Origin of the sequence: Veronia nyctiphanis, from assembly GCF_004116385.1 — a bacterium.
GTDB classification, from domain to species: Bacteria; Pseudomonadota; Gammaproteobacteria; order Enterobacterales; family Vibrionaceae; genus Veronia; species Veronia nyctiphanis.
In genome coordinates this window covers 1-18,416 of sequence record NZ_PEIB01000019.1, presented here as the reverse complement: position 1 = coordinate 18,416, position 18,416 = coordinate 1, and the positions used below count along the sequence as shown (strand labels likewise).

At 47.1% G+C, this 18,416-nt stretch carries 16 protein-coding genes and 1 pseudogene; 11 read left to right on the top strand and 6 right to left on the bottom strand.

Features of this window, described 5'->3' with window-relative positions; all coding sequences use genetic code 11:
• The first annotated feature begins 43 nt into the window (after nt 1-43).
• The 10 genes and pseudogenes from fabZ to CS022_RS14875 all read left to right on the top strand — a co-directional run bounded on the left by fabZ (nt 44) and on the right by CS022_RS14875 (nt 12,050).
• Nucleotides 44-496 carry a 3-hydroxyacyl-ACP dehydratase FabZ gene (gene fabZ / locus CS022_RS14920; RefSeq protein ID WP_129122968.1) on the top strand — a complete coding sequence of 151 codons (453 nt, stop codon included), beginning with the start codon at nt 44-46 and terminating at the stop codon, nt 494-496.
• Nucleotides 497-498: 2 nt separating this feature from the next.
• Nucleotides 499-1,287, top strand: coding sequence for an acyl-ACP--UDP-N-acetylglucosamine O-acyltransferase (gene lpxA, locus CS022_RS14915; protein ID WP_129122967.1), 789 nt, complete (start codon nt 499-501; stop codon nt 1,285-1,287).
• On the top strand, nt 1,287-2,444 hold the full coding sequence (gene lpxB / locus CS022_RS14910; protein WP_129122966.1) for a lipid-A-disaccharide synthase: 1,158 nt from the start codon (nt 1,287-1,289) through the stop codon (nt 2,442-2,444). The genes lpxA and lpxB overlap by 1 nt, the downstream gene beginning before the upstream one ends.
• A 4-nt stretch (nt 2,445-2,448) precedes the next feature.
• Entirely contained in the window at nt 2,449-3,048 is a 600-nt protein-coding gene (gene rnhB / locus CS022_RS14905) for a ribonuclease HII (RefSeq protein ID WP_129122965.1), read from the top strand.
• A 78-nt stretch (nt 3,049-3,126) separates the two neighbouring features.
• A pseudogene (gene dnaE, locus CS022_RS14900) lies at nt 3,127-6,605 on the top strand (DNA polymerase III subunit alpha).
• A 57-nt stretch (nt 6,606-6,662) separates the two neighbouring features.
• A complete protein-coding gene (gene accA, locus CS022_RS14895) occupies nt 6,663-7,625 on the top strand; it encodes an acetyl-CoA carboxylase carboxyl transferase subunit alpha (protein ID WP_129122964.1) in 963 nt (320 codons plus the stop codon).
• Between the two features lie 77 nt (nt 7,626-7,702).
• Complete coding sequence (tilS, locus tag CS022_RS14890; RefSeq protein ID WP_129122963.1) at nt 7,703-9,013, top strand: tRNA lysidine(34) synthetase TilS; 1,311 nt, start codon at nt 7,703-7,705, stop codon at nt 9,011-9,013.
• 134 nt (nt 9,014-9,147) lie between these two features.
• The gene (locus CS022_RS14885) at nt 9,148-10,038 is read left to right on the top strand and encodes an alpha/beta hydrolase (RefSeq protein ID WP_161569650.1); all 891 of its coding nucleotides are present in this window, start codon (nt 9,148-9,150) and stop codon (nt 10,036-10,038) included.
• 186 nt (nt 10,039-10,224) lie between these two features.
• A complete protein-coding gene (locus CS022_RS14880) occupies nt 10,225-10,536 on the top strand; it encodes a c-type cytochrome (protein ID WP_129122961.1) in 312 nt (103 codons plus the stop codon).
• Between the two features lie 167 nt (nt 10,537-10,703).
• A complete protein-coding gene (locus tag CS022_RS14875) occupies nt 10,704-12,050 on the top strand; it encodes a sodium-dependent transporter (RefSeq protein ID WP_129122960.1) in 1,347 nt (448 codons plus the stop codon).
• 52 nt (nt 12,051-12,102) lie between these two features.
• Here the strand turns inward: CS022_RS14875 and CS022_RS14870 are convergent, their stop codons facing one another.
• From CS022_RS14870 to tsaA, 6 genes are all read right to left on the bottom strand, one after another.
• On the bottom strand, nt 12,103-12,291 hold the full coding sequence (locus tag CS022_RS14870; RefSeq protein WP_129122959.1) for a DUF4250 domain-containing protein: 189 nt from the start codon (nt 12,289-12,291) through the stop codon (nt 12,103-12,105).
• Nucleotides 12,292-12,402: 111 nt separating this feature from the next.
• Entirely contained in the window at nt 12,403-12,744 is a 342-nt protein-coding gene (locus CS022_RS14865) for a GGDEF domain-containing protein (protein WP_129122958.1), read from the bottom strand.
• A complete protein-coding gene (locus CS022_RS14860; RefSeq protein WP_129122957.1) occupies nt 12,642-13,262 on the bottom strand; it encodes a GGDEF domain-containing protein in 621 nt (206 codons plus the stop codon). Before CS022_RS14860 ends, CS022_RS14865 begins: the two co-directional genes overlap by 103 nt.
• A gap of 91 nt (nt 13,263-13,353) precedes the next feature.
• Entirely contained in the window at nt 13,354-14,454 is a 1,101-nt protein-coding gene (locus tag CS022_RS14855) for a patatin-like phospholipase family protein (RefSeq protein WP_235869539.1), read from the bottom strand.
• Between the two features lie 233 nt (nt 14,455-14,687).
• Complete coding sequence (locus CS022_RS14850) at nt 14,688-16,433, bottom strand: proline--tRNA ligase (RefSeq protein ID WP_129122955.1); 1,746 nt, start codon at nt 16,431-16,433, stop codon at nt 14,688-14,690.
• 66 nt (nt 16,434-16,499) lie between these two features.
• The gene (gene tsaA, locus CS022_RS14845) at nt 16,500-17,204 is read right to left on the bottom strand and encodes a tRNA (N6-threonylcarbamoyladenosine(37)-N6)-methyltransferase TrmO (protein WP_129122954.1); all 705 of its coding nucleotides are present in this window, start codon (nt 17,202-17,204) and stop codon (nt 16,500-16,502) included.
• A gap of 161 nt (nt 17,205-17,365) precedes the next feature.
• On the opposite strand from tsaA, the gene gmhB reads away from it, so the two are divergent.
• Nucleotides 17,366-17,917, top strand: a complete 552-nt coding sequence (gene gmhB / locus CS022_RS14840) for a D-glycero-beta-D-manno-heptose 1,7-bisphosphate 7-phosphatase (protein ID WP_129122953.1) — start codon at nt 17,366-17,368, stop codon at nt 17,915-17,917.
• Nucleotides 17,918-18,416 lie beyond the last annotated feature (499 nt).

The following is an 18,416-nucleotide window of genomic DNA, read 5'->3' as shown; positions in this document are numbered from 1 at the left end:
CATTGACAGAAAAGAATTAACATTTATTCATGGGAATAAGATCTTGAACTGCGAAAAGAAAGTTCTTCATATAAACGAAATTAAAGAGTTGCTGCCGCATCGTTATCCTTTTCTTCTGATTGACCGTGTTACGGATTATGAAGAAGGTAAATATTTGCACGCTTTTAAGAATGTGACAGTTAACGAACCACAGTTTACGGGGCACTTTCCGCAGCTTCCTGTGTTTCCTGGTGTGTTGATCCTTGAAGCAATGGCACAGGCAACAGGCCTTCTTGCATTCAAAACATTTGGAAACCCCGCTGAAAACGAGCTGTATTATTTTGCCAGCGTTGACAGTGCGAAATTCCGTGCACCTGTAGGGCCGGGAGATCGTTTGGATATTGAAGTTGAGTTCCTGAAAGAGCGTCGTGGTATTGCCGCTTTTTCCTGTGTTGCAAAAGTTGATGGCAAAGTCGTGTGTGACGCTGAACTTAAGTGCGCAAGAAGAGAGTTTTAACTGTGATCCATGAATCCGCTCAAATTCACCCAACGGCGATCGTCGAGGAAGGTGTCATTCTCGGTGCTAATGTCAAAATCGGTGCATTCAGTATCATCGGTAAAGATGTTGAGATTGGTGACGGCACTGAAATCAAGACTCACGTGGTGGTGAAAGGGCCAACCAAAATTGGTGAAGACAATGTCATTTTCCAGTTTGCGAGCATTGGTGAAGACTGTCAGGACCTGAAGTACACTGATGAGCCGACAACGCTCGAAATTGGTGACCGAAATATCATCCGTGAAAGCGTGACTATGCACCGTGGTACAGTCCAGGACAAAGGTAAAACCATTGTTGGTAGCGACAATCTGTTTATGATTAATGCCCACGTTGCCCACGATTGTGTGATAGGTAATAGGTGTATTTTTGCTAACAATGCCACGCTTGCTGGTCATGTCATGGTTGGAGACTTCGCAATTATTGGTGGTATGTCGGCTATTCATCAGTTTTGTGTGGTGGGTGAACATAGTATGCTGGGCGGTGGCTCTATCGTTGTTCAGGACGTACCGCCGTTTGTGATGGCGCAAGGCAATCACTGCCAGCCGTTTGGCATTAATGTTGAAGGTTTGAAGCGCCGTGGTTTCGAAAAGCCGAGCATTCGCGCAATTCGTGCGGCCTACAAAGAAATATACCGCTCAGGTATGACGTTGGAAGAAGCTAAAAAGCGTATTGCAGAAATGGCGGAGGACGAACCTGCGATTAACCATTTCGTTGACTTTTTTACGCGTTCAACACGAGGCATCATCCGCTGATGACGGTTGCTGAACTCGGTAATAAGCCACTCAGAATAGGAATTGTCGCCGGGGAAGTCTCCGGCGATATTTTAGGTGCTGGCTTTATAAAAGCCATTCGAGAAAAGTATCCTGATGCCGAATTTGTCGGTATTGCGGGCCCAAGGATGCAAGCGGAGGGCTGCGAGACACTTTTTGATATGGAAGAGCTGGCTGTCATGGGTATCGTTGAGGTACTCGGTCGATTGCGTCGCTTATTCTCTGTCAAACATCAACTTGTTGAATATTTTACCTCCCATCCTCCTGATGTATTCATTGGCATTGATGCACCAGATTTTAACCTGCGTTTAGAAAAAGACCTGAAAGATCGTGGCATCAAAACCGTTCACTATGTCAGCCCAAGTGTATGGGCATGGCGACAAAAACGTATCTACAAAATAGATGCGGCGACTGACTTAGTGTTGGCATTCCTGCCCTTCGAAAAAGCGTTTTATGACAAGTTTAATGTGGCCTGTGAGTTTGTGGGTCATACCATGGCGGATGCCATTCCAATGGACAATGACGCCAATGAGGCGAAGTCATTGCTTGGTCTGGACACTGCGCGGCGTTATCTGGCTGTACTTCCAGGAAGTCGCGGTGGTGAAATGAAAACCATGGCACCGATATTCATCGAAACCTGTAAGCGTCTTCATTCCTTATATCCTGAACTTAGTTTTGTCGTCGCGTTGGTCAATCAAAAACGCCGTCATCAATTTGAGGAAATCTGGCAGCACACTGCACCAGAGTTACATTTTGACTTGGTGGATGATACGGCGAGAAATGTGATTGCAGCCTCTGACGCTGTGTTGTTGGCCTCGGGTACTGTAGCACTGGAATGCATGCTGGTGAAACGCCCGATGGTTGTGGGGTATAAGGTCAATGCCATTACCGCATGGCTTGTCCGTAAAATGCTTAAAACGGAATTTGTCTCTTTGCCCAATATCCTTGCGGGAAAAGAATTAGTGCCCGAAGTTATACAAGAAGAGTGTGTTCCTGAAAAATTGGCAGCCTTGGTAAGCGAACGTTTGGATGGTGAGAATACACAGTTACTTGACGAGTTTTCCTCGCTTCACCAGCAAATTCGTTGTAATGCTGATGTATCAGCGGCTAACGCTGTGCTCAAACTAATAGGTAAATAACCTGATGGATTTTGAACCCTTTGTTTATCCTGATGCACAATGTATTGCAGGCGTTGACGAGGTGGGTCGTGGGCCGCTTGTCGGCGCAGTAGTGACTGCAGCAGTGATACTTGACCCGAATAACCCTATTGAAGGACTGACAGACTCAAAAAAGCTCACTGATAAGAAACGTGAAAAGCTGTTTGTTGAAATAAAAGAGAAAGCGCTGGCATGGTCACTCGGCCGTGCAGAGCCAGAAGAAATCGATGAAATCAACATTCTGCAAGCGACCATGGTGGCGATGCAACGCGCTGTGTCCGGGCTACCAATAAAGCCTGACTACGTGTTAATCGACGGCAATCGCGTGCCCGAACTGCCTGTTGCTTCACAAGCCGTGGTGAAAGGTGACCTAAGAGTGGCAGAGATCAGTGCCGCGTCTATCCTTGCCAAAGTTACCCGCGATCGCGAAATGGAAGCTCTGGATGCTGAATACCCAGAATACGGCTTTGCCAAGCACAAAGGTTACCCAACAAAAGTACATTTTGAGGCTTTGTCCGCTCATGGTGCGATAGACCAACACCGCAAGAGTTTTAAACCTGTTAAGAAGGCACTTGGCATAGCATAATACCAGCTATGTAAGTTGCTTTAGGTGGACCATTGGTTCCCCTAAATTCAATTCGACAACCAGAAACACAAGAGATCTATGGCTGACCCACGATTTATACACCTCCGAGTACACAGTGACTTTTCGATGATTGATGGGTTGTCGAAAGTGCCACCTTTGGTGAAAAAAGTGGCCGAGATGGATATGCCAGCCATGGCGCTGACTGACTTCACCAACCTCTGTGGTTTGGTCAAATTTTACAATACGGCACAGGGCTCGGGCGTCAAGCCGATTATTGGCGCTGACTTTCATATTCAGTCCGAGCTGTTCGGTGACGAGTTGTGTAAGCTCACTGTGCTGGCGGCCAATAATCAGGGCTATAAAAACCTTACTCTTTTAATTTCGAAGGCGTATTTGAGAGGGCATGTTCAACACCAGCCTGTTATCGACCGTGAGTGGCTTCAAGAGCTCCGAGAAGGCTTAATTGTTCTTTCCGGTGGGCACAGTGGCGATCTTGGTAAGGCGTTGTTGAAAGGTAATAAGAGCCTTGCTAAGGCCTGCGCAGACTTTTATCAGACGCATTTCCCTGATTCGTATTACCTTGAATTAGTCAGAACAGGCAGGCCGGATGAAGAAGCTTATCTTCATTTTGCGTTAGAGTTTGCCGATGAAAATGACCTCCCAGTTGTCGCGACCAATGATGTTTGCTTTCTCAGTGCCGACCAGTTTGAGGCACATGAAATTCGGGTTGCTATTCATGACGGTTATACGCTCGAGGACCCGCGTCGCCCGAAGAAATATAGCGAACAGCAATACTTGCGCACAGAAGACGAAATGTGCGCGCTGTTCGATGACATTCCGGAGGCACTGGCAAACTCAGTTGAAATAGCCAAACGTTGTAATGTCAGTGTACGCCTTGGTGAATATTTCCTGCCGAATTTCCCGACCGAAGGCATGGAAATCGGCGACTTCCTTGTCAAAAAATCGTTGGAGGGGCTCGAAGAGCGTCTCGAGTTTCTGTTTCCAGACCCCGATGAGCGCCTGAAGCGCCGCCCTGAATACGATGATCGCCTGAAAATTGAACTCGGTGTTATCAACCAGATGGGTTTCCCCGGTTACTTCCTAATTGTGATGGAATTCATCCAGTGGTCGAAAGCCAATGATATTCCTGTTGGGCCAGGCCGTGGTTCTGGTGCGGGATCCTTAGTTGCTTATGCACTATCAATTACTGATCTGGACCCGCTCGAGTTTGACTTACTGTTCGAACGTTTCCTGAACCCTGAACGTGTTTCCATGCCCGACTTCGACGTCGATTTTTGCATGGATAAGCGCGATCAGGTGATTGACCACGTTGCCGAAATGTATGGCCGTGATGCGGTTTCTCAGATCATTACCTTCGGTACCATGGCAGCCAAAGCGGTAATCCGTGACGTTGGTCGTGTGTTGGGTCACCCGTATGGGTTTGTCGATCGCATTTCAAAGCTTGTACCCCCGGATCCGGGAATGACGCTGGAAAAAGCGTTCAAGGCAGAGCCGCAGCTCACCGAAGTGTATGAGGGCGATGAAGAGGTAAAAGCGCTCATCGATATGGCCCGTATCCTTGAAGGTGTCACCCGTAATGCGGGTAAACACGCAGGGGGCGTGGTTATCTCGCCTACCACGATCACCGATTTTGCCCCGCTTTACTGCGACAGTGAAGGCCAGTTCCCGGTCACCCAGTTCAACATGACCGATGTTGAAACCGCTGGTCTGGTTAAATTCGACTTCTTGGGTCTTCGCACACTGACCATCATCGACTGGGCGCTAGGTATGATAAATCCGCGCCTGGCGAAAGAAGGCAGAGATCCGGTTCGAATAGATGCGATCCCGATGGCCGATCAGACCTGTTTTAACTTGCTTCAAAGGGCCGAGACCACAGCGGTCTTCCAGCTCGAATCCAGAGGCATGAAGGAGCTCATCAAGCGACTCAAGCCCGACTGTTTCGAAGACATGATCGCACTGGTTGCGCTTTTCCGTCCCGGCCCGCTGCAATCAGGCATGGTAGATAACTTTATCGACCGTAAGCACGGGCGAGAAGCCGTTTCTTACCCTGATGAAAAATGGCAGCACGAGTCACTGAAAGAAATCCTCGACCCGACTTATGGCATCATCCTGTATCAGGAGCAGGTGATGCAGATTGCACAGGTATTGGCGGGCTACTCACTTGGCGGCGCTGATTTACTTCGCCGTGCAATGGGTAAGAAGAAACCTGAGGAGATGGAGAAGCAGCGTTCGACCTTCGAAAGTGGCGCGATCGATAACGGTGTCGATGGCGAACTGGCGATGAAAATCTTCGATCTAGTGGAAAAATTCGCCGGTTACGGATTTAACAAATCTCACTCTGCTGCATATGCATTGGTTTCCTATCAGACGTTATGGCTGAAAACACACTTCCCGGCAGAGTTCATGGCTGCGGTTATGACCGCGGATATGGACAATACCGACAAAATTGTCGGCTTGGTGGAAGAGTGCCGTCGCATGCGCCTGACAATACTGCCGCCAGATGTGAACTCAGGCTCTATCGCTTTAATGTTAATGAAAAAGGCGAAATCGTTTACGGTATTGGTTCGATAAAAGGGGTCGGTGAGGCGCCAATCGAAAACATTATTGCTGCTCGTGAAAGTGGCGGCTATTTCAAAGACCTTTTTGATTTCTGTGCCCGCATTGACACCAAAAAAGTTAACAAGCGGGTCATCGAAAAACTGATTATGTCTGGTGCACTTGATCGTCTCGGCCCACATAGGGCGGCGATGACAGCAACATTGGATGACGCGATAAAAGCGGCGAGCCAACATCATCAGGCGGAAGCCTTTGGTCAGGCAGACATGTTTGGTGTTTTGACTGATACTCACGAAGAGGTTGAGCACAAATACGCACAGGTAAACCCTTGGCCTGAAAAAGTCTGGCTTGAGGGTGAACGAGAAACATTAGGTCTTTACCTGACCGGGCATCCGATAAATAGCTATATCAAAGAGCTGAAACATTACACCACTTGGAAAATGGAAGATGCACATGCCACTAAGCGTGATGTGGTATCAACGGTCGCGGGGCTAGTTATTGCCGCCAGAGTAATGACAACCAAAAAAGGAAACCGTATTGGTATTCTGACGTTGGACGACCGCTCCGGACGAATGGAAGTGATGTTATTTTCGGACGCTTTGGACCGTTATTTAGATTTGATTGAAAAAGATCGAATTTTAGTGGTTTCGGGACAGGTCAGCTTTGATGACTTCAACGGTGGGCTTAAAATGTCTGCCCGCGAAGTTTTGGATATCTCTCAAGCTCGCGAAAAATACCTCAGGGGGCTTGCTATCTCTGTTTCAGATGGGCAAATTGATAACCAATTTTTTGAAAAGTTCAGTGGTGTTCTTGAACCATGGCGGGCAGGAACCGTACCAGTGAACCTCTATTATCAGCGTAAAGATGCCCGTGCAAAGCTGGTTTTAGGTACAGAATGGCGGGTAACGCCAACTGATAAACTAATCGACGAATTAAAAGAACTGCTCGGCGAAAAACAGGTCGAGTTGGAATTTGACTGAACACATTGCCTCTCTGGATAGGGAGGCGATTTACTATTTTGACAGGATTCTTAGTCTATGAGTCTTAACTTTCTTGATTTTGAACAGCCTATTGCAGAGCTGGAAGCGAAAATTGAAGCGTTACGAAATGTATCGAAGCGTGGAGAGAGCCCAGAGGCTGTGAATTTGGATGAAGAAATTGCGCAACTTGAAAACAAAAGTGTTGAGCTAACTGAAAAGATCTTCAGCGATTTAGATGTATTACAAATCGCTAAATTGTCGCGCCACCCGCAGCGTCCTTACACCCTTGATTATATCAACAGCATCTTCACCGAGTTCGATGAACTGGCTGGTGACCGCGCATTTGCGGATGATAAAGCCATTGTTGGTGGTATCGCGAGACTGGAAGACAAGCCAGTAATGGTTATCGGCCACCAAAAAGGCAGAGAAACCAAAGAAAATGTCATGCGTAACTTCGGTATGCCACACCCCGAAGGCTACCGTAAAGCATTGCGTTTAATGGAAATGGCTGAGCGTTTTAAAATGCCGATCATCACCTTTATTGATACTGCGGGTGCATTCCCAGGTAGCGGTGCGGAAAAGCGTGCTCAAAGTGAGGCCATTGCCCGTAACCTAAAAGTCATGTCTGGTCTGAAAGTGCCAATCATCTGCACTGTAACTGGTGAAGGTGGCTCTGGTGGCGCGTTAGCTATCGGTGTTGGTGACTATGTGAATATGCTTCAGTACTCCATTTATTCGGTTATTTCTCCAGAAGGCTGTGCGTCTATCTTGTGGCGTGACTCGAGTAAAGCGTCGCAGGCTGCTGAGGCGATGGGTGTTAACGCACAGCGTATCAAGGAGCTTGAGCTGATTGACTCTATCATTGAAGAGCCGATGGGCGGTGCGCATCGCGATCCAGAAGCAACTGCGCGTAACTTGAAAGAAAGCTTGGTAAAACAGCTTGCTGATCTCGAAACCATGGACAGCGAAAGCCTGCTTGCCAGACGATACAGTCGCCTGATGAATTACGGATACTGTTGATTAAAAAGGGCCGAATGGCCCTTTTTTGATTCTGTTTGCTATGATTGGCACAATGTCTTCTTTCCTCAGTTACTCATATGCTTTTCTCCCGTTTCGAAAACTGCCTTGATCGCTTTCTTTCCTCACCAACTCAAGTCATCCTTGCTTTCAGTGGCGGGCTTGATTCTCGCGTCATGCTCGACCTCCTTGCCACTTACCGAGATGTTCATCCACAACACAACTACCTCGTGGTACATGTTCATCATGGCTTAAGCCCGAATGCCGATGACTGGCAGAAACGCTGTCAAGCATGGGCGACAGAAGCGGGTTTTCCGTTTGTATGTCAGAGGGTGAATCTAGAACTGAAAGGCAAAAGCCTTGAGCGTGAGGCACGCGAAGCGAGATACAAAGCAATATCCTCTCTGATGGAAGCGGGTGCGGTGGCGCTAACAGGACAACACGCCGATGACCAGGTTGAAACTTTCATGCTGGCATTAAAGCGGGGCAGCGGACCAGCAGGTTTAGCATCTATGCCGGAAAGGCGACCAATGCAAAGTGGCTGGCTGCTTCGCCCTCTGCTCACTGTGAGCCGGGCAGATATTGAAGACTATGGCGAAGAACAGGGGCTGAGCTGGCTGGAGGACGAAAGTAACTCTGACCTCAGGTTTGACCGAAACTTTTTGCGTCATCAATGGCTGCCTGTTGCGAGAACGCGTTGGCCGGGTATGGACAAAGCAATCCAACGAACTGCTGCTTTGTGTGCAGAGCAGGAGTCTCTGTTGGATGAAGTCTTGTCTCAATTCGATAATGCGCTTTTCGCTGATGATGGTGCTTTATTACTGTCCCCATTGACGGGGAAGTCCGAAAACATGGTTAACGCGCTTATTCGTCGCTGGTTCAAAATATCAAATGTCCCCGTGCCGTCACAGGCGCAACTGACGCAAGTGAAAAGCACGGTGATTGATGCGGCTAAAGATGCCAATCCACTTTTGCATCTATCTGGCCACCAACTGCGACGTTATCACGACAGACTCTATTTACTCCGTGAGATGCAAGATATCTCGCATTGGCAGGGAGTTCTGGCTCCACATCAGGCCTTAAAGCTTCCCGATGAGCTTGGACAACTACAGTTAATTGAGCCGGATGGTTCTGGATTGTTGATGAGAGCGCCAGCAGCAGATGAAAGGATCACTGTATCGTTTAATCCTGAAGGATTGTTTGCTCGCCCATTGGGACGCCAAGGTAAGCGTAAGCTCAAAAAGCTGTTTCAGGAATACGGGGTTCCAAGTTGGAACCGCCGACGGACCCCTATTATCTTCTACAACTCAGAACTAGCAGCTGTGGTAGGTCTTTTTGTTTGCCAGGGGTTTGAGGGAAATGAATTAGCATTGTCGCTACTCAAAGATTAAAGCGCCTACAACGTTTGCCGATGCTCGTTCACATAGTGTTAGTCTCTAAAGTAAGAATACACAAGCACACATCTGACCAGTTGTTTTTTTCGCGATGGCTGAGTGTTAGGTGGGTGATATACAAGGCGAACAACATGAAGTCTTATAAATCACAGCCTAAAAATAACAAATCTGCTGTGCCTTTGATGAGCTTGGGGAGAAGCATTGTGCAATCAGCAAAATGGTCATTGAACTTAAAAACGTCTGGCGATCCTAGTCGACAACCCATTGTTTTCCTTCATGGTTGGCCTGATGATGATACGCTCTGGCAACCGTTTATCGACAAACTCTCCTCACGCTATTACTGCATTACATTGTGTTGGCCAAACTTTGCTGGTCGAGTTTCCCGCCGCTTGGGGTATCGAATACCAGAGCTCGCTGATCTGGCTGTACACGCCCTTGAAGAGCATGGAATTAAACAGAAAGTCATCCTAGTCACCCACGATTGGGGAGCTCTTATCGGCTATCACATAGAGCGAAAGCATCCTGACAAAGTGGAATCTATGGTCTCGATGGATGTGGCATTGCGATTCAAAAAGAACGTTGTAAATTTAGCGCTCATGGTTAGCTATCAAGCTCCTCTGGTTATTTCATGGGGTATTGGTCTGGTATTGCCTCCATTAGGAACTCTCCTTAATAAAGCGGTGGCGATGATGGTCAGAGCCCCTAAACACAGAGTAAAGAAAACAACTTGGGCGAATGGCTACTTGTACTTCTATCTTTCTCTTGACGGTTTGCTACCCGACAGATCGCCACTATTAGATGGCAAAGTGCCACGTTGTCCAACCCTTTTCCTCTACAGCACTAAAAGTCCCATCGCTTTTCATGACTCTAAGTGGCTTAGTGACATTCAACGCAGTGGTGGACAATCAAAGGGCATTAAGGGAGATCATTGGTTCTTTCTTTCTAAATTTGATGAGGTGTTTCCGCTAGTTGAAAACTTCATTGGTAAAGATGACCCAGTTGTTGAGCGAATTCTGGCTTGAATTAACGACAGCCATCTATCTTTTTAAACTATGCACAGTACGACATAGTAACAGTGTGAACTATACGTTCAGTAAACACATAACTCTCTTTACGAACTGGTAAATCAGTGCCAGCCTTGAAAAATAAAAATATTCGAAGCAAAGATTTCGAAAACATCAATGTGAAGCAATAAGAGAGTATTTGAAATGAAAAAACTACTACCTGTTATCTGTGTGGCGTTGGGGATATCTTCGCCGACATTCGCGGCAGGAGATGCTGCAGCTGGCAAAGCAAAAGCGGCTGTGTGTGCTGCCTGTCATGGTGCTGATGGTATCGCTTTAATCCCCGGTTATCCGAACCTCAAAGGCCAGAATGAGCAGTATCTGGTTTCGGCACTGCAAGCTTACAAGGCAGGACAACGTACCGGTCCAAACGCGATGATCATGCAAGGACAGGCAACGGGCTTGTCAGATGCAGACATGTCGAATTTAGCGGCGTACTATGCATCAATGAAATAATAATCAACATCCATAAACATTGGCGCAATATGCTAAAAACCAGTCTTTGAACTGGTTTTTTCTTTTTCACTGTCTGTAATTTAACCAATCAAACTCTGTCGTATTGTAATCTTCATTTCGTTACTCTACTGTACTAGCCCGCTGGTACATATTAAGAGGTAATGTACATGTCCGTCGAACGCGAGCAATTTAGTTCTAGAATGGGATTTATTCTTGCGGCAGCAGGCGCTGCTGTGGGGCTTGGGAATATTTGGGCTTTCCCTACACAGGCAGCAAGCAACGGCGGTGGTGCCTTCGTTTTTGTCTATCTGTTAATGATACTGATCGTTGCTTTTCCGATGCTGGTGGTCGAACTGGCGATAGGTCGTCATGGCCGGGCTAATCCCATCGATAGCATGAAAGCACTGTCTGATAACCCTATTTTACAACGTGCTGGTGCGGGTGTTGGTTTTCTGGGGCTTTTGGTCCCATGCCTTGTTCTGTCTTTCTATGCCATTGTGGGTGGCTGGCTGGTTTGCTTTTTACTCGCAGCAATGTGTCAGATCATCGGCGCGCCAGATACGGCTAGTTGGTTAATGGGCTTTTCTGCCGAGCGAAATGTTTTTGGCGCGGTGATCTTTTATGTTCTCACTTTACTCATTGTGCAAGCTGGCGTGAAAGCAGGTATTGAAAAATGGTCTCGCCGATTAATGCCAACCCTTCTGATCATGTTTGTGGCGATGTTCTGCTACGTAATGACGCTGGAAGGCGCTACTGAAGGGCTGAAGCACTTTCTGGTACCTGACTTCAGTAAAATCATGGACAAAGACCTTATCCTTGACGCGATGGGACAAGGCTTCTTTTCATTGACGATCGGCGGTTGCTCGATGTTGATTTATGGCTCTTACCTGAGCAACAAAGAAAACTTGCCCAGGATTGCTCTCAAAGTTGCGTTTGTTGATACCTTAGTCGCGGTCATTGCTGGGCTTGTCATCTTACCTGCGATGTATGCTGCGATGGCGAATGGCGTTGAGATATTCGATCAGGCGGGTCAATTGAAAAGCGCATTCACACTGGTGTTTGATGTATTACCCAACCTTTTCGGTAGCTTGGGGGATGTTGGTCCTTATGTCGCAGTTCTGTTCTTCCTACTGATGACGGTAGCAGCTCTGACATCGTCTATTTCTATGCTGGAATGTCCGGTGGCCTTGGTTTCAGAGAAAGCTTCAGTGAACCGAAAGAGGGCTAGCTGGCTACTTGCTGGTGTCATTGCAGCGGCCAGTATCATCATTATTTATCACTTTGATCGCTTGTTTGGCTTGGTTGCCATGGTCTCCACGCAGTACATTCAGCCGTTCACTGCCTTATTGTTTTGTTTATTCGGCGGCTGGGTTTGGAGCCGTTCTCGAAAATTGAAACAAATCGGTGATGGTATCGACGGGTTTGAGCAAAGCGTATTTTGGAAAGTTTGGCCGACGTATGTGAAATTTGTCTGCCCACTGTTAGTCTTCACTGTGTTGTGGATATCGGTTTAATTCATGCAATCACAAAAGGGCGCTCTACTGACTTGGCAGTGCGCCCTTTTTGTCACCTGAACTGTCGCTGTTCTTTTTGATATTCAAATCCAGCATCGGCAAGTGTGGTACACAGCGTGATAATGTCGATATCAAAGTACTTCACTAAATCTTCCAGCGAACTGAATTCATCCCTCAGTTTCATGTTCACAATGCTCATCAACATAATGGGATCCATGCTGGCGAAGTTTTTTAAATCCATCGTATTTCTCCGATCAGAGGCTGTATGGTTTTGCTCAAGGGCACAGGGATATATAAAGTCATTTTTAAGACGGTTGCAATCATGATGGTGCGGATATAAGACAGCGGTGGTTCAGCGTTTGTTATGTTTGCTGCGATACATACTCTGATCGGCACGTTCGAACATGGAGTTACGGTTGTCGCCACGTTGATATAGGGCGTAGCCCGCTGAACATTCTACATTGTGTTCACTGAGCATACCGTCGTTGGCAATCAGGGTTTGGAGTCGGTGGTAAATAATGGAAGCAGGTTTAGGGTCGTTGCATGGAATAATGGTGGCAAACTCATCCCCACCCAAACGGAAGCAGTCGGCTACACCGTTAACGGCAACTTCCAGCAATCTGGCATAGCGGCGCAATACCTTGTCGCCTTCCAAGTGTCCGTATTGATCGTTAACGCCTTTGAAGTTATCCATATCAAAGACAATGAGGATAAGCCTTCCTCATTACTGTTGGCACGCATAATAGCTTTATCTAATTGTACGTCAAAGCTATAGCGGTTTTTAAGGCCAGTAAGACGGTCGTAGAAGGCCATTTGCTGCAGACGGATGATTTCCACCACGCTGTTTAATGGACCTGCCAGCATTTTATGGAATGTATGTATTACCGTTATTTCATCGTGGTCGAGCGGATAGGCCGTTTGATACCTGAGTGTACCGAGACAATTGCTGCCGAACTTAATAGAGAAGGTTTGGTTAACGCTGGCGCGTTGGCGTCTGGCGACAGTATGGGTGATGTGTTCGAATGTCCACGTTAGTTCGTTAATATCAATGTGCTTTTGAATTTCGTTAACGAGAGTTTCAAGTAGAGTTGCGGGATCGGTTTTACCTTGCAGTTTCTGCAATACCAATAAGCGTTGATCGGCACTAAACGGAACGCGATGCGTTCTTAGCGAGGAAGCTTTCGCTTCTTTTATGCTTTGTGTCGATCGCATGTTGTTAGCCCCGAGTGTGTATTATCGGGAAAAATTCATACGAATTTAGAGGATTGAAACCGGAATTCCTTGTCACAGCTCAGCTTTTCACCTAGTCAAACAGGAAACACATCAATTCAGATTGTCGATTCTGAGCATCCTTGTACCCCATGTCAATCAGCTGTCTGATATATTCTTGTTCAAATAGTAAATAGCTGGTAATGGTCGCATCGTTTACTGGACTAAGGCCTAAAATCCGCATAAGCCCTCTTGTTGCGAGAGGCATTTTGGCGTAGCACTCCTGCGCGATAGGCTCAAAAGGCATTGAGGGAGCGAGGTAGAAAGGCTCGACTTTGCGAAGCTCTAGCTCTTGGGCTTTCTCTGCTGGTAAGGCGTCTGTGATGGTATTCATCCGATGTAAGTGCTCTAAATCGGCCGAAAGTGTGTCGGCAAAAATAGCATCCATCAGGTGACCGCCGAGTGCGGCTAACCCCGGTGCATGGGAGAGCCCGCGTGCTTCTTCGCCATTGCTTGCGCCTAAATCGATACACAGTACTTTGTCTGCTCCCAGCTTCAGTGCTGGGCGTAAAGGCGAGATCAGGTGTATAGCCCCATCGCCATAAAAGCTATGTCCAATACGAGATGCTGGAAAAACAATGGGGATGGCGGAGGACGCCAGCAAGTGTTCGGTGTTTATTTGGCAATGTACGCCGGATGAACGCGCCCGTCGCCAAGGTTTTAAGTCGCTGTGCCCCTGAAAAAAAGTCACCGATTTACCGGACTCGTAATTGGCGGCTGTGACAGCAATTCCCCTGAGATTCCCAGACAGGATTTGCTGTTCAAGCCGATGATAATGGATGACTCTTTGCAGCAGCCTGCGGAGAGGACGGTTATCTAGCAGAGCAAAAGAGGGGGCAACGTGAAAACTTGCCTGCATGCGAGAAAATGACTGACGCCCAATATGGCCTAACATGCCCTCAAATGAACTGCTGAAGACATCTTGAGTGGATAGGTTTGTCCAAAGTCTGTTGAGTTTCTTAGCACCAAGCGTAAAGCAGGATGCATGACACGCCAGTGCGGTGATATTCAAGGCACCGGCAGATGCGCCGCAGTAAATAGTAAAGGGGCTGACACTCGCTCTTGGTAGCCATTCTGAAATGGCTTTGATCACGCCAACCTGATACGCCGCCCGAGCGCCACCGCCACTCAACATCAGAGCGATGTGTTTCTGAGGCTTTTTCGGTCGTGTTGGCACGTTGCAGATGGCTCCATAGGCTGTGGAACAGGGCAACATCTTTATACTGATGTCTGTAAAGTATGAACTAAATTAAGGGCTTCCGACGGGATAGTTCAGACAAAATAGCCCCGTACTTCTGAATTGACCGGATGTCTGACTGATACTTGCATAAAAAAAGCCCTCCAGGTGGAGGGCTTTCTCAATGTAAATTACACATTTCGTCGGCGAGTTTTTTTCTCAGGTTGAAATGCATCTTTCAGGTAATCGACCATGTTTTCCATATCAACAGCGATTTTCTCGCCATCGCGTCGGTGTTTGTACTCGAATACACCTTTGTCCATGCTGCGTTCACCGATTATCACGGTATGTGGAACGCCAACCAGCTCCATGTCAGAGAACATGACACCCGGACGTTCTTTACGATCATCAAACAGCACTTCTACACCCGCAGCTTTCAGGTCAGCATAGAGTTTTTCAGCCGCTTCACGAACGCGCTCAGATTTATGCATATTCATCGGTACAATCGCAACGGTAAACGGTGCAATTGCATCTGGCCAGATGATGCCGTTTTCATCGTGGTTCTGCTCAATTGCAGCAGCAACGACACGAGAAACACCGATGCCGTAGCAGCCCATTTCGAGAATCGTGTTTTTGCCGTCAGCACCCAACACGCCACAGTTCATTTTTTCTGAGTAGTTAGTGCCCAGTTGGAAGATATGGCCAACTTCAATACCACGTTTAAGCTGAATCGTACCTTGACCACAAGGGCTTGGGTCGCCTTCAACCACGCTGCGGATATCAGCAACTTCACCCAAAGTAACGTCGCGATCCCAGTTGATACCGAAGTAATGCTTACCATCAACGTTAGCACCCGCACCAAAGTCACTCATTGCCGCAACACTGCGGTCAGCAATAAATGTAACCTTCAGCCCGACAGGTCCCAGAGAGCCCGGACCTGCACCGACAGCCGCGCGGATTTCTTCTTCAGTTGCAAACTCTAGTGGCGCAGCGACCTGAGGAAGCTTCTCCGCTTTGATTTCGTTAAGTTCATGATCGCCACGAACCAATAACGCAACCAGTTCGCCGTCAAAGTTTTCATCTGCTTTCACGAAAAGCGTTTTGATGGTCTTTTCAACGGGCATGTCGAATTGTTTCACCAAATCTGCAATGGTTTTCGCGTTCGGGGTGTCTACCAACGTCATTTCTTGAGTGGCTGCCTGACGCGCTTCAGCTGGTGCCAGTGCCTCTGCCATCTCGACGTTTGCGGCGTAATCCGACTTAGTAGAGAAGGCAATAACGTCTTCACCGCTGTTTGCGAGTACATGGAACTCGTGGGATGCAGAGCCACCTATCGCGCCTGTATCTGCAAGAACCGGACGGTAGTCCAGACCCATACGGTCAAAGACTTTGCAGTAAGCTTCATGCATTGCTTCATAAGAGGCGTTCAGGCCATCTTTATCAATGTCAAAGCTGTAAGCATCCATCATGCAGAATTCACGTGCACGCATGACACCAAAACGTGGACGAACTTCGTCACGGAATTTGGTTTGGATTTGATAAAGGTTCAACGGAAGTTGCTTATAAGAGTTAACTTCGTTTCGCACCAGACTGGTGATCACTTCCTCAGCGGTCGGGCTTAATGCAAATGCACGATCGTGACGGTCTGTGAAACGCAGGAGCTCCGGCCCCATTTTTTCAGAACGGCCAGTTTCTTCCCAAAGCTCAAACGGTTGAACGACGGGCATCAGTGTTTCCACTGCGCCTGCTTCATTGATTTCTTCACGAACAATATTTTCGATCTTTTGCAGCACCCGCAGGCCAGAAGGCAACCAGGTATAAAGACCTGAAGCCAGCTTGCGGATCATACCTGCACGCAGCATCAGCTGGTGGCTGATAACTTCTGCGTCGTTTGGCGTTTCTTTCAGCGTAGAAAGAAGGTATTTACTGGTACGCATTTACGCTTATCCGTTATTTAATAAAGGGGTGATTGGGATGAACTGGCCATAGTAACAGTGACAATGCTATTCGCCAAAGTCTTCTAAGGCAGTTACTCGAATATCCTGACCTGACACTCTAAATCTAACATTCCAGTCAAACAAGTGAACGCCATATTCTTTGTCGTCAGTTTTTCCTTTTTTGTAAGCCGGTCTGGGGTCTTGCGCCAGTACCTCTTTTATTACGTCTCTTTGATATTGGCCGTCATGAGTAGCAGCCAATAGACTTGAAACCTTGTCCTCAAAGATAACATTAAGCGTCACGGGCGGCTCAGACGCATAGCCGCCAGCGCTATTAGGAATAGCGTCTGAATAGGGGATATAAGGTTTGATATCAACAATGGGTGTGCCATCTACCAAATCACAGCTCCCGATATCAATGAAGATCTGCCCGCGTTCCTTTCTTACCTCTTTCAATGGAACGGCTGACATACCTATGCCATTTGGTCGAAAGGTTGCCCGGCTGGCAAAAACACCAATACGCTCATTTCCGCCCAGTCTTGGAGGCCTTACTGTTGGCGTCCATCCTTTTTCAATGTTTTGGTCAAAAAGAAAAAGTAACCAAAGATGACTGAATTGCTCAAGACCCCGGACAGTATCTTCATTATTGGCGTCGGCTGTTAAGGCAACAGATGCCACAGCACTCGGCGCAAGTCCCGGTTGTCGCGGAACCGCAAACTTTTCTTTATAGGGAGAACGAATATATCCGACGGGAGAAATAGTATGATTCATATCATCGAGGGTGTGTTGTTGGGTAAGCGAACTTTACCACACTTGCAGTCTTACCCAATAAAGTGTCGGTGAAGCTTTAAATGGGTAACTCGGTGTGGAGGGATGAACCATCTTGTCAGCCGTGTCATAATTGCGGCAACTGATACACAGAGGGCATCATTTTGGCTAAACCAGCCGTATTTATAGATCGTGACGGTGTTATTAATATCGATCATGGCTATGTGAGTAATGTAGATGATTTCGAATATATCGAAGGCGTCTTTGAAGCATGTCGCGCAATAAAAGACATGGGATATCTGTTGGTACTGGTCACCAACCAGTCTGGTATCGCAAGAGGCTATTATTCGGAAGACGATTTCCTGTCTTTGACAGAATGGATGGATTGGAATTTCGCTGACAAAGGCGTGGACTTTGACGGTATCTACTATTGCCCTCACCATCCAGACTCTGACAGCGAAAAGTATGGTCAGGATTGCGAGTGCAGAAAACCAAAACCGGGAATGTTTCTTTCCGCTAAAGACTTTTTGAAAATTGACATGGTCAACTCTGTCATGATTGGCGATAAAGCTGATGACATGCGTGCAGCAGATGCTGCTGATGTGGGCACAAAAATATTGGTTAGAACGGGTAAAAACGTAACAGAAGACGGAGAAGCGTTAGCAACTGTGGTTTTAGATAGTATTGCTGACGTACCGAGCTACCTAAAACGATAAACCTTATCGAGTTTTCAATAACGATAAATTCATTGCAAGCGGCCTTAATTGGCCGTTTTTTTGTTTGAATTGATTGCATTTTGAGCGCTTAAACGGTTTTTTAAAGAAAAATACATATTTTTGTCATTTAACTATTGCCAAAGAAAAAACGTTCTCTATAATGCGCTCCTCGTTGGCACGGAGAAATTCCGCGCCATCCCAGAGTCAACAAAAGTTCTTGACTCAAAAGAGGAGTTCAGTAGAATCTGACCCCCTCTGATGAAGCCGAAAGTTATGGCACCTCATCATTGCTCTTTAACAATTTGACCTATGCAATCTGTGTGGGCACTCGTGAATGATAGACAAAAAGATTTATCAATGTTTACTGAGTGACCAAACGAGATAACTTCGGTTATATCGGCACAGTCAATTTATACAGTATTTCATTGAGCCGTTACCTTCGGGTAACAACAAAATTCTAATTGAAGAGTTTGATCATGGCTCAGATTGAACGCTGGCG